Source organism: Agrobacterium sp. 719_389, assembly GCF_900188475.1.
Lineage (GTDB): Bacteria > Pseudomonadota > Alphaproteobacteria > Rhizobiales > Rhizobiaceae > Agrobacterium > Agrobacterium radiobacter.
Genome location: NZ_FYEM01000006.1, coordinates 171,821 through 183,431 on the forward strand (window position 1 = coordinate 171,821; position 11,611 = coordinate 183,431).

Annotated in this window: 10 protein-coding genes; 4 read left to right on the plus strand and 6 right to left on the minus strand. The window is 59.4% G+C overall.

Annotation, left to right across the window (positions count from 1 at the left end; genetic code table 11):
- Positions 1-119: 119 nt before the first annotated feature.
- Positions 120-1,064 (plus strand): HD-GYP domain-containing protein, encoded by a 945-nt coding sequence (locus tag CFB10_RS13125; protein ID WP_020011419.1) that lies wholly within the window; start codon positions 120-122, stop codon positions 1,062-1,064.
- Here the strand turns inward: CFB10_RS13125 and CFB10_RS13130 are convergent.
- The gene (locus CFB10_RS13130; protein ID WP_020011418.1) at positions 1,061-1,573 is read right to left on the minus strand and encodes a GNAT family N-acetyltransferase; all 513 of its coding nucleotides are present in this window, start codon (positions 1,571-1,573) and stop codon (positions 1,061-1,063) included. The genes CFB10_RS13125 and CFB10_RS13130 overlap by 4 nt on opposite strands.
- Positions 1,570-3,759: an anthranilate synthase gene (locus CFB10_RS13135; protein WP_026363879.1), complete on the minus strand. Its 2,190-nt coding sequence runs from the start codon at positions 3,757-3,759 to the stop codon at positions 1,570-1,572. The genes CFB10_RS13130 and CFB10_RS13135 overlap by 4 nt, the downstream gene beginning before the upstream one ends.
- A 336-nt stretch (positions 3,760-4,095) precedes the next feature.
- Between CFB10_RS13135 and CFB10_RS13140 the strand changes: the two genes are divergently transcribed.
- Positions 4,096-5,040, plus strand: coding sequence for an extensin family protein (locus CFB10_RS13140; RefSeq protein WP_026363878.1), 945 nt, complete (start codon positions 4,096-4,098; stop codon positions 5,038-5,040).
- A 56-nt stretch (positions 5,041-5,096) separates the two neighbouring features.
- Here CFB10_RS13140 and CFB10_RS13145 read toward each other — a convergent pair whose 3' ends face one another.
- Positions 5,097-7,337, minus strand: coding sequence for a TonB-dependent hemoglobin/transferrin/lactoferrin family receptor (locus tag CFB10_RS13145; protein ID WP_020011414.1), 2,241 nt, complete (start codon positions 7,335-7,337; stop codon positions 5,097-5,099).
- A gap of 343 nt (positions 7,338-7,680) precedes the next feature.
- Here CFB10_RS13145 and CFB10_RS13150 point away from each other — a divergent pair, with 343 nt between their 5' ends.
- Together CFB10_RS13150 and CFB10_RS13155 are read left to right on the plus strand one after the other, a co-directional pair.
- Positions 7,681-8,202, plus strand: coding sequence for a TIGR00645 family protein (locus tag CFB10_RS13150; RefSeq protein WP_004430114.1), 522 nt, complete (start codon positions 7,681-7,683; stop codon positions 8,200-8,202).
- Positions 8,203-8,302: 100 nt separating this feature from the next.
- Positions 8,303-9,019, plus strand: a complete 717-nt coding sequence (locus tag CFB10_RS13155; protein WP_020011412.1) for a helix-turn-helix transcriptional regulator — start codon at positions 8,303-8,305, stop codon at positions 9,017-9,019.
- Between the two features lie 31 nt (positions 9,020-9,050).
- Here CFB10_RS13155 and CFB10_RS13160 read toward each other — a convergent pair whose 3' ends face one another.
- The 3 genes from CFB10_RS13160 to CFB10_RS13170 all read right to left on the minus strand — a co-directional run bounded on the left by CFB10_RS13160 (position 9,051) and on the right by CFB10_RS13170 (position 11,593).
- Positions 9,051-10,208: a DUF2333 family protein gene (locus CFB10_RS13160; protein WP_020011411.1), complete on the minus strand. Its 1,158-nt coding sequence runs from the start codon at positions 10,206-10,208 to the stop codon at positions 9,051-9,053.
- 237 nt (positions 10,209-10,445) lie between these two features.
- Positions 10,446-10,898, minus strand: a complete 453-nt coding sequence (locus CFB10_RS13165) for a pseudoazurin (RefSeq protein ID WP_004430118.1) — start codon at positions 10,896-10,898, stop codon at positions 10,446-10,448.
- A 113-nt stretch (positions 10,899-11,011) separates the two neighbouring features.
- A complete protein-coding gene (locus tag CFB10_RS13170; RefSeq protein WP_020011410.1) occupies positions 11,012-11,593 on the minus strand; it encodes a thymidine kinase in 582 nt (193 codons plus the stop codon).
- Positions 11,594-11,611: the final 18 nt, after the last annotated feature.

Genomic DNA, 11,611 nt, shown 5'->3' on the forward strand with positions numbered 1-11,611 from the left:
AGTTTAGGCAAATTGGGAAGGCTTGACTTCACCTTTGTAGTTTAGCCGGTTACACGCCGGCATTTTTACGAATTACGGTTTCAGGCTATCATTCCCGGGAAGGAAAATAAAAGCATCTGATGCTCAAACGAATTTCCACCCAGCAACTGACGCTTGGCATGTTTATCGAAGCGGTCGAAGGAACGCTGTCGAACCAGGGATTTTTAAAGCGGCACCGCTTTCTTTTGCGGCATGAGGAATTAATGCGTCAATTGAAATTGAGCGGCGCCGAAAGCATTGTTATCAACACCGCCAAGGGACACGACACCGAAGGCGGCAGGCGTTCTGCGGCCGTTTCGCCGCCATTGGGCAATTGCCCGGAAACCGTCGCCGCCGTTACCCATGCCGTACGCTCGGCCGCCGATACCATTGCCGAAACCTTTGCCGCCGCCGAAGCTGGCGGCAATGTCTCGCTGAAGGGCATGGCTGCTGCGGCCGGCAAGATTTCCGATGCCGTGCAGTCCAACCCGGCGATCTTCATCGGCGTCACCCGCCTGAAATCGAAAGACGAAACAACGTTTGTGCACTCGGTCTCCGTCAGCGGCCTGATGATTCTTTTCGGTAATTATCTCGGGCTCGACAGGGGAACGGTCAATCTGCTCGGCATCAGCGGGTTGCTGCACGATATTGGCAAGGTGGAAATCCCCTCTTCGATCCTCAACAAGGCGGAAGGATTGAGCGCCAGCGAGCGGGAGATCATCAATCTTCACCCGGCATTCGGCCGGGATATATTGTCACGCAACGCACAGATGCCCGAGATGGTGCTCGATGTCTGCTTCAATCATCATGAGCGGATGGATGGCGGCGGTTATCCGAGCGGGCGTGCAGGCAGCGAGATCAGCCTTTACGCCCGTATCGCGGCGGTCTGCGATGTCTATGACGCCGTGACCTCGGTCAGGCCCTACAAGAAGCCGTGGACGGCGAATGAAGCGCTGACGTGGATGCTGCGCCGGGAAGGGCACTTCGACATGCAGCTTCTGAAGAAATTCGCCCTGTGTATTTCGGCGTCGCTGCCGAGGGGTTAGCTGCCGAAGATGATCGCCATGTTGAGGCTGTCGATGTGACGCCCGTCGATCAGGACGGCGTCACGGCCCCGGCCTTCATGCACGAACCCGATCTTTTCATAAAGCGCAATTGCTCTCGCATTGTCCGCATGCACGTTTAGCTCGACACGATGCAGCCCGCATTGACGGGCGGCATCGAGTGTCCGCCGCATCAGCCGCGCGCCAAGTCCCTTGTCACGATAGGCGGGCAAGATGCCCATGCCGAGCGTGCCGCAATGGGCGCGGGTTGCCCTGCTCTGGCGGCGAATATCGCACCAGCCGGCCACCTCCCCATCCGCAATCGCCACGAATTGCGGATGGTCGTTTTCGATCATGTCGAGAACGAAGGCGCGTACCGAATCGAGCGGCGGCGCTTCCAGGAAGCTCAGATATTTCCGCTCGCGCGATACCGCATCGAGAGCACGGTGAAAGCTTTCAACGTGCTCTGCCCGGATGGGTTCGATGCTGATGGCGTCGGTAGCCACCATCATGCCGCCTTGGTTTTCGCCTTGCGGGTCAGATGCACCACGACATTCTCGATCATGCGCATGCCGGCGTCCTGGCCGAGCGTCATGATCGATTCCGGGTGGAACTGAACGGCGGCAACCGGTTCCTTGGCGTGTTCGATGCCCATGATCGTGCCGTCCTCGCTTTCCGCGGTGATGATGAAATCACGCGGAAGAGTGGCGGGGTCGGCGAAGATCGAGTGGTAACGGCCGACGGTCACTTCCTTGCCGAGACCGGAGAAGACCAGACCCGGTTCCAGCACGCGGATGCGCGAGGGCTTGCCGTGCATCGGCACCGCAAGCTGGCGAAGCTCGCCGCCATAGGCTTCCGCCAGTGCCTGAAGGCCGAGGCAGACACCGAAGATCGGCAATTCGCGGGCGCGGGCGGCCTTGATCGTCGCCTTGCAGTCGAAATCCGTCGGGCTGCCCGGTCCGGGAGAGAGAACGACCAGATCGGGCTGGAAGCGATCGAACACGTCTGCGGCCACGGGTGTTCTGACGGTGGAGACGGTCGCGCCTGTCTGGCGGAAGTAGTTCGCCAGCGTGTGCACGAAGCTGTCTTCATGGTCGACGAGCAGGATCTTCACACCGGTGCCCACCTTGGCGGCATCGCGCTTGGTGGCGGCCGAGTTGGTGCCCTTTGCATCGCGAATGGCTGATATCATGGCGGAGGCCTTGAGTTCGGTTTCGGCTTCTTCTTCCTGCGGGTTGGAATCGTTGAGCAGCGTCGCACCGGCGCGCACTTCCGCGATGCCATCCTTGATGCGGATGGTGCGCAGCGTAAGCCCGGTATTCATGTCGCCGTTGAAGCCGACCATGCCGATTGCGCCGCCATACCAGGCGCGCGGGCTCTTTTCGTGGCCTTCGATGAAGCGCATGGCCCACAGTTTTGGCGCACCGGTAACGGTGACGGCCCAGGCGTGGCTGAGGAAGCCGTCAAAGGCGTCCATATCGTCGCGAAGGCGACCCTCGATGTGGTCGACCGTGTGGATGAGGCGCGAATACATCTCGATCTGGCGGCGGCCGATAACCTTCACCGAACCCGGCTCGCAGACGCGGCTCTTGTCGTTACGGTCCACATCCGAGCACATGGTGAGTTCGGACTCGTCCTTTTTCGAGTTGAGCAGCTTCAGGATCTGCTCGCTGTCGGCAATCGGGTCGTCACCGCGCTTGATGGTGCCTGAGATCGGGCAGGTCTCGATGCGGCGGCCGGAAACGCGCACGAACATTTCCGGCGAAGCGCCGACCAGATATTCCTGATGGCCCAGATTGATGAAGAAGGAATAGGGCGACGGGTTGATCGCCTTCAGGCGGCGCGAAATCGCCGACGGATTGCTTTCGCAGCGCTCCATGAATTTCTGGCCGGGCACGACCTCGAACAGATCGCCGCGGCGGAAGCTTTCCTTGGCCTTCACGACAAGTTCGGAATATTCGCCGGGACGGTGATCGCCCTTGGGCGGGATCGTGTCCGTGGTCTTGAAGGGCTCGGGTGTGATTTCGGAGGACTTGCCGTCCGTCGTCACGCCGGCCTTTTCGAAATCGTAGCGGTCGATCCAGGCCTTGGCGGAATAGTGGTCAACGACGAGGATTTCATCGGGCAGGAACAGCACCATGTCGCGCTGGTCTTCCGGCCGCGCCAGCGACAGCTTGATCGCGTCGAACTGGAAAGCGAGATCGTAACCGAAAGCGCCGAACAGGCCGATGGCCGAATCCGCATTCGAATAGAAGAGGTCGACGATGGCGCGCAGTGCGGTGAAGACGGTCGGGATCTTCGAGCGTTCTTCCTCGGTGAAGACGCGGTCCGGCTCGTTGACGGTGAGATCGAGACGGCGTGTGGTGGAAGCGCCAAGCGTGAGATCGGGCGTCGCCTTCAGCTTTTCGGTGATGAAATCGAGCAGCACTTCGCCACGGCCATTATAGGCCTCGATCCACATTTTGCGGCCGAAACAGGAAATGCCGAGCGGCGGGTCGATGATCGCCGTATCCCAGCGGGTGTAGCGGCCCGGATATTCATAGTTGGACGAAAAAACCGCGCCGCGATGGGAATCGAGCTTTTCGATATAATTATCGATGGCGTTGGCGTAGTCGGCGGGCCGGCGCTTTCGGCTGACCTTGATGCCGCCTTTCGTCTCGTAGGTTTCCGCTCCGTCATCCTGAATGATCGTTACCATTTCTTTCGTACTCATTTTGTCGCATGTCGTTATCGCAAAACCGCCAAGCACTTTTGCGCGCATGCTTTCTGTTGTTCAAGCCCGATGACAGGCGGCAAAATAACAAAAAAGCCGCCTGAAAATTCGGGCGGCTTGGACTTTGTCTGAAGACATGACTGGTCAAGGCCGCGAAAAGCTGCCCCACCACCAGTTAGCAATGTTCTTAGACACGATATTCATGGGAAAATTGTTAGCGTGCACGATCCTCCTTGGCAAGCGGATTTCGGCAAGGGAGTGAACCTTACGGGCCGCCGCCGCGTTGCTCTCCTGCCGAAACGGTCAGGAGTGCCCCGAAAAATGCTTCATCGCCTATGTCTTCTGGCAGCCGCCCTCGCATTGATTTCCGCCTCTGAACCGCCGGCGCAGGTGCCGGTGCCGCAGCCAAAACCGGGCGACGGGCAATCCTCAACCCCCTCGGAAAAGCCATCGGACGAGCCGTCGCAAAGCCCGGCGGAAGCGCCGAAACCCGCCCCTAAACCGCAGCCTCCGGAAGAGCAGAAACCGGCCGCGAAGCCGCAGGCCTCGGAAGAACAGAAGCAGGATGGTGAAAAGACACCCGCTGATAAAGGTTCCGATAACGCCGGAAAGGAAGAGGAGGGCAAGGACGGCGGCGAGCGTAAGAAGCCCGGTGACGAGGCCGCAAAACCTGACGAGAAGCCGCCGGAGCCGGTGAAACCGGAAGATCCGGCCGTCCTTCAGGCATGCCTTGGCGCATTGAAGGAGATCGGCGCCGAGTTCAAGCAGCTTGAGCCGATCCGCGATGCGGAGCAGGGGTGCGGCATCGAAGCGCCTGTTGAGCTTTCCGTGGTTCTGCCCGGTATCAAGCTGGAACCCTCGGGCACCATGCGCTGCGAAACCGCGCTTGCGCTTTCCCGCTGGACCAAGGAGATGATGTTGCCGGCGGCGGCTCTCGCTTTGCCGGAGAAAAAGGTGACGGCCATCGCCAATGCCTCGACTTATATCTGCCGCAACCGCAACAGCGCGGAAAACGGCAAGATTTCCGAACATGCCAAGGGCAATGCCGTGGATATTTCCACGATCGCTTTCGACAAGGGCGAGCCGCTGGTGATGAAGCCGCGGGTCGAGGACGGGACGCCGGAAGGCGCTTTCCAGCGCACCATTACCGCCGCCGCCTGCCTGTTCTTCCGCACGGTTCTTTCGCCCGGCAGCGACGCCACCCATCAGGATCACCTGCATCTCGACATGCTGGAGCGAAAAGGCGGTTATCTCTATTGCCGCTGACAAAAAAGGGGCGACCCGAAGGCCGCCCCGACTGGAGATGATATTTCCACCCGGATTTAGAATTTCTGGGTCAGGGAGATTTTGAAGGTGCGGCCGGCTTCCGTATAGAAATCGACCGGCTGGTTTACGGTGCTGACGGAATTCGGGTTCACGTCGCGGACGCCGACGGCGTTCCAGTATTTCCTGTCGAACAGATTGTAGATACCGGCCTGGATACGCAGGCCCTTGGTCTGTTCCGGCTCCCACCAGCCGGTCAGGTTGAAGACGCCGTAGCCGGGGGCGTCGAACGTGTTGGCCACCCTGTCGTCACGCATGCCCGACGAGAAGACGCCGGTCAGTTCCGTGCCCCAGACATCCTGCGCATAACCGACGCCGAGGACGGACTTGAACGGCGCGACCGTGCGAATGAACTCGTTGGTATCGGTGTCCTTGCCATAGGCGTAGGCAAGCGAGGCATGGGCGAAGAAGCCGTTTGCAAGATCCTTTCGGACCTTGGCTTCGACACCGGAGATTTCGACATTGTTACGGTTGCGATAGGTGAAGAGCGATCCGTTGCCCCTGCCGCCGAAACCGGGGAAGAGTGTCGTCGAGGTCGTATATTGCTCGATGAAGTTCTTGTACTTGTTGTGGAACAGCGTCAGGCTTCCCGTCAGGTCGCCGGAGGCATAGTTCGCGCCGATTTCAAAACTGTTGCTGGTTTCGGGGTTGAGGGCGGAGTTGCCGACAACAGCGTAACCGGAGCTGATGTTGGAGAAATTCAGGTACAGTTCGTTGATCGTCGGGGCACGATAGGCCATCGACCATTGTGCGAAGAGCTGCAGTTCCGGGGTGACGTCGTAAGTTGCAAGAAGCTTCGGCGAGAAGCGCGAGCCGCTGTTGCCGCTCGGCAGGCCGAAGGTTCTGTAGCCGCCATTGCTGGAAACCGAGCCATCCGGGTCGTAGTCGTAGGAATCGAAGCGCAGACCGGGAGTAAGACGGAAGCCGTTGCCGAAGGCGATTTCATCATCGAGATAAAGGCCGAGGCTCTTGCCGCTCACGTCAGGCATGTCCGATTGTGAAGACGAGGTTGATCCTGCCGTATTGGCGAAAAGCTCCTGGCTGAAATCGGTCGTCATGGCATTGCCACCGAAACGGACCGTGTGCTGCACGCCGCCAAGCTCGAAACCGGATTCGAGGCCGCCGACGATGCCGAATGCGCTGTTACGCATGCTGTCTTCGCGAATATAGAGCGAATTGTTGGTCAGACGGTCGCCCGCACCGGACTCCTTGGAAAGGCGCGTCCAGTAAAGCGAAAGATTGGCGGCGTCGATCACGCCATCGGTCGAGGGCGCCTCGTATTCATAGTCGAGCGATACGCGGTCACGCTCGGTGTTCTCGTAGCCCCGGTAGTCGCCGATCCGGTAGGTCGATCCCGATACGCTGACGCCCTGCAGGGTCTTCATGTCGCTGCGGTCTCTCAGCGAATAACGCTCGGCCGTCAGCCCGATGCGGTGACCGCCTTCAAGATCCTGCCGGATCTTGAACATCAGATTGCTTTCATAGGTATCGGCGGGATTGGGCTTGGTGCGGCGCGTTCCGTAGACGTCGGCCGTACCCTTGTTGTCCGTTTCGTTGCCGCGCTTGTAGGAGCCCTGGAACAGGACCGAGGTGTTCTCGATCTTCTTGGCGACGGCGAGCGATCCGCCCACGCTTCTGTCTTCGCTGTCATAGGTGGTCTTGGCCACTCCGCCCCAGTCCCTGCCTTCGCCGATCAGGTCTTCCGGCTCGAGCGTGCGCAACACCAGCGCGCCGCCGAGAGCACCGGAACCGATGCGGCTGGAATCGGCGCCGCGCACCACATCAACAGTCGAAAGCGAGGAAAAATCGAAGCTCGAATTCGTATTGCTCAATGTGGTGGTGGCCTGACCCTGCCGGGCAAAGTTTTCGAAGAAGGGAACGGGAATATTGTCGATCAAAGTGACGACGCGTGCGCCGCCGAGGCCGCGAATGAACAGGCCGCCGGGTCGGCCGGGCTTGGCATCGACGTAATCGACGCCCGGTTCCGTGCTGTTGCCGAGGTCCTTGATGCTGCCGATGTCCTTCTTGCGGATGTCTTCCGCCGTGGTCTGGCTTGCCAGCGGCGTGTCGGCGGCGGCATTGGCGCTTTTGACGCGCTTGCCCTTGACCACGATCTTTTCAAGCGTCGTGGTGCCGTCCGCCTGCGAAGCGGCATCCTGCGCCCGTGCAGGGCCGGCAAGCGGCAGGAGAGAGATGGCAGTGCACAGAAGCAACGCGGACTGCGTGCGCGAAATGGACATGAAGTACCCCCAGGTAGACGCGCGAATAGGCCACGGCGTGCGAAAGCACGCCGCGTTTGCCGTCGCGGCTGAAACTGTTTTGATTGTTACGGGCGAGCCGATAATCGAGGACTAAAAAACATGACGATAACTGTCAACATATTATATATGACTTTTTACATCATGTTTTAAAGCATAACGGTATGTTGCAAAAATACGACGCTTATCCCCCTGCGGCGTTTGGCCGGCGAATGGGTGCGAAAACGCCGCGATACGGTCAAAGTCCCGACATTGCCGCTTGCTAGGATATTGGCAGCCAGTTTACATGGCGAAACAATAAACAGATTATTAATCGGATACGGAAATGAAGTCTCTTGAACTGCTCGTCGAGCGGATCATTCTCTCCAGCCGCTGGCTGCTTGTGGTCTTTTATCTCGGGCTCGTTGCGGCGCTCGCGGTTTATGCCTTTTCCTTCATGCTCAAGTTTCTGAAGGTTGCAAAAAACGTCTTCACTTACGACGAAGCGGATATGATCCTTGCCATGCTCGGGCTGATCGATGCGGCGCTGGTCGCCAGCCTGATCGTCATGGTGATGATCTCCGGTTACGAGAACTTCGTCAGCCGCTTCGACGAGTCGGATGCCGAGGTTTCGTTTCTGGGCAAGCTCGACTCGGGCAGCCTCAAAATCAAGGTCGCGTCGTCGATCGTGGCGATTTCATCGATCCACCTCCTGCAGATATTCCTCAACGCCAGCCAGTATACGGACAGCCAGCTGATGTGGTTCACCATCATTCATCTGGCTTTTGTCGTCTCGGCGGTGATGCTCGGTTTCCTCGAAAAACTGATGGCAAAGCCGAAGGACAAATCCGAAAAGCCGGTGCTTTGATCAGGATGGTCCAGCCGATATGAAGGTCGCAATCCCGTCCCGGTCATGCCGCATGTTTCTCGCTCCGGGCAGCGCGTCCCGGCGTGGCGAGGGCGCGTGAATGGTGAAGACGGAGCGCCAGGCCAGACTTTGTGACGATCTGTCGGCGGCGGCCGACAAATCCCAATGGCTGGAGGCGCTGCGGGAGGTGATGCGCGCCTTCGGCTACGCTTATGTGACCCTGCTGCGCTTGCCCGGCGGCCAAAATGTCTATGCCCTGCCCACGGTCGTTGAAAGCAGCCTGCCGATCTGGGTCGTGAATGCGATGACCAAGGATGGCGCACTTGGGGATTGTCCCGTCATCAAGCGCGGCGCGTCATCGATGATGCCGCAATATTGGTCGCTGCAGGACCCGGATATTACCTGTGAACCGCTGCTGCATGCGGCGGCCTCGCTAAGCAGCATGGGCATTACCTCCGGTCTCATGGTGCCGGTGCACGGCATGTACGGCAACCGCCATCTGATGAATTTCGCAGGCGATCGCGATGTCCTGCCGCAGGCCTCGCTGAACGAGCTGAACATGATCGTGCTGCATGCGCTGGAGGTTTATGACCGGCTTTGTCGCGCCAATTCCAGAGGGCCCTCGCCACTGACGAAACGGGAACTCGACGTCGTGCGCTGGACAGCGCAGGGAAAGACCTCCGTGGAGATCGCCGAGCTTCTCTCCATCTCGGAACATACCGTCAATGCCTATATGAACAACGCCATTCGCAAGCTCGACTGCGTCAACCGCACCCAGCTGGTGGCCAAGGCCATACGCCTTGGCCTGATCGACTGATCGGCACTGTCGTCCGGGGGAGGCCTGCGCCTTACCGGTCGAGAACCGAGCGAAGCTCGACGAGATTCGAGCGCACCCGCAGGACGTAAAATCCCATGGTGGCGAGGTGCGACGGCATGATCCAGCCGCTTTCCTCACCATTGGAAATGATCGCCGGCTGAATGCGCAGCGCCGCGCGGGTTTGCAACAGCGTGTCGTTCCACAGGTTTGTCAGGTTACGCTCGCGTATGACCTGCGCGAAGTCCGATCCTGCGGCGGAAAGCACGCCATAATAACCGTAGAGCTGGCCATAAGCGAACCAGAAGCGGTCATCGGCGCGGGTGTCGAACCAGCCGCCATTATAGTTTTCCGAACGCTCGCGAAGGATCGCCGATGTCGAACCGATGTCGCCGGCGATACGGTCGATGAACTGGATCAGGTTGTCGGCGCGGGTGTCAAAAACCGCCTTGCAGGCCGTGAGTTCGCCGTTGAAGGCCTGGAAGCTGCGGATGGCGGCGCGGTAATAGCTGGGGGTCGGCGTCTTCGGGCCGAAGGGATCGAGACCGAAATACCAGGAATATTCGCTGAACTGCATGTTGCCGCGCGCTTCCTGGAGATTGTTGTTGATGCCGGAGGTTCCGCGGACGCGGCCGAGCGTATCCACCAGTTCAACCGAGGTGCGGCGCACGGCCTGGTTTACGCCGCGCTGGAAGGAGGCCTTGTTGTCCAGAAACGGCGTGCTGTCCCAGTCCATGCCGAAGAGGCCGAGACGATAGAGCAGCATGGAGGAAATCCAGGCGTTCTGGTTGACGTTGAAGTCGGTGAGATCGGCGGCGGCGTCGACGATGGCCGAACGCTGGCAAACGGGCGCGGATGTGTTGGCGGCGGCACCCGTTGCGCCGGCGGGCGAAGTCGGGCCGGCGGCCGGTAATTCCTGTCCGGGCGGCACGGTACGTTCGGCAAGCTTGTAACGGGAAATGTAATCCGGATCGAAATTGCTCCAGACCTGCGTTTGCCAGACGAAATATCCGTAGAAACCGGCAAGCAGGATGAGAACCAGAGCGATCGGGCCCTTGATGATCCAGTTGCGGCCTTGATACCAGCCATGGGCGGCCATGAACGGCCACAAAAGCCAGGCGACGAGAAGACCGGCGGCCCTGCCGATGGCGCTGAAGGCTGCCTGAATCCAGGCGGTGATCCGGTCGATCATGTCGTCATAGTCTCCTCTGCCCGTGGGGCTGGACGCCGGAAGAAAGACCTCGGTCCGCCCGCGCCCTTCGGCGCTTCGTATAAGCCGCGGTCATTTACTGTCTTCCAGATATGTCCCGGTCAACCGGGATACAACATGATTGCGAAACTTTTCTCAACCTGCGGTCCGCGCCGGCCATTATGGCTTTCCACACTGATTGTGGAACAGCGGCCGTCGCGGAACCGAAGGCATATGTGGTTAGAGGCCGAGCTTGGCGATCTCGTCATTCAACCGGTCGCGCGCCTTTTTCGGCAGCTTGCCGTTCTTGACGGCGTCAAGATTGGCCGGAGCCGCATCGCCAACGACGACAAGCGCGATCATGCCCATGCCGAGATGCGGTGTGCATTTGACGACGTAGGCGCCTTCCTTCTCGACGGTCACCTTCACCGTCTCGTTCATCTTGCCCTTGAAGTCGGCGACACCCTCGGGGATCATGTCCTTCACGGCGGCCGCATCATGACCCTTGTCAACCGGGACGAAGGTGATGACGTCACCGACGGCGGCCTTGACGGTTGCGGGTTCGAAGACCATCGCCTGACCGTCGCTGCCCTTGTTGAGCATCTTCACTTCGATTTCGGCAGAAAGGGCGGGAAAGGCGAAAAGACCTGCGAGAATGGCGAGGCCGGCGAATTTGGCAGTTCTGTTCTGCATAATTTTGCTCCTGAGAGAAAGCACATCCACGCGAATGTGTCGCTGTCGTCTTAGCCCGGGAGCAGGGCGGCCATCTTTGCGGAAAATCAAATGCGGCAACCGGACGCAGATGCTCACTCGCCCTTGAACGTCTCCACCCAGTGGCGGCGGCAGAAGGAAACATATTTCTCGTTGCCGCCGACATCGATCTGTGCGCCTTCCGTCACGACCTTTCCTTCATTGTCGAAGCGGGCCACCATCGTTGCCTTGCGGCCGCAATGGCAGATGGTGCGGATTTCGCGAAGCTCGTCGGCAATGGCGAGGAGTTCTTTCGAGGCGGGAAAAAGCTTGCCCTGAAAATCCGTGCGCAGGCCGTAGGTCATGACCGGAATGTTGAGCTGGTCGACAATCTCGGCAAGCTGCCAGACATGGTGCTCTGAGAGAAAATTGGCCTCATCGACGAAAACGCAGGCGACCGGCGCTTGCGTATTGTGGGCCGATACCTCGGCGAACAGGTCGGTATTTTCATCGAAGGTCATGGCGTCGGAGGACAGGCCGATGCGCGAGGCAACGCGGCCGACACCCGCCCGGTCGTCAAAGGCGGCCGTGAAGATCAGCGTGCGCATGCCGCGTTCGTGATAATTATAGGACGCCTGCAGCAGCATGGTCGATTTGCCGGCATTCATCGTTGAATAATTGAAATAGAGTTTTGCCATTATCCACTCCCGGAGCAC

Excerpts from the sequence above, each read along its gene's own strand:
- CFB10_RS13130 (WP_020011418.1), bottom strand. The coding sequence starts at position 1,573 with ATGATGGTGGCTACCGACGCCATCAGCATCGAACCCATCCGGGCAGAG.
- CFB10_RS13165 (WP_004430118.1), bottom strand. The coding sequence starts at position 10,898 with ATGCAGAACAGAACTGCCAAATTCGCCGGCCTCGCCATTCTCGCAGGT.
- CFB10_RS13150 (WP_004430114.1), top strand. The coding sequence starts at position 7,681 with ATGAAGTCTCTTGAACTGCTCGTCGAGCGGATCATTCTCTCCAGCCGC.
- CFB10_RS13145 (WP_020011414.1), bottom strand. The coding sequence starts at position 7,337 with ATGTCCATTTCGCGCACGCAGTCCGCGTTGCTTCTGTGCACTGCCATC.
- CFB10_RS13135 (WP_026363879.1), bottom strand. The coding sequence starts at position 3,759 with ATGGTAACGATCATTCAGGATGACGGAGCGGAAACCTACGAGACGAAA.
- CFB10_RS13125 (WP_020011419.1), top strand. The coding sequence starts at position 120 with ATGCTCAAACGAATTTCCACCCAGCAACTGACGCTTGGCATGTTTATC.
- CFB10_RS13170 (WP_020011410.1), bottom strand. The coding sequence starts at position 11,593 with ATGGCAAAACTCTATTTCAATTATTCAACGATGAATGCCGGCAAATCG.
- CFB10_RS13160 (WP_020011411.1), bottom strand. The coding sequence starts at position 10,208 with ATGATCGACCGGATCACCGCCTGGATTCAGGCAGCCTTCAGCGCCATC.
- CFB10_RS13155 (WP_020011412.1), top strand. The coding sequence starts at position 8,303 with ATGGTGAAGACGGAGCGCCAGGCCAGACTTTGTGACGATCTGTCGGCG.
- CFB10_RS13140 (WP_026363878.1), top strand. The coding sequence starts at position 4,096 with ATGCTTCATCGCCTATGTCTTCTGGCAGCCGCCCTCGCATTGATTTCC.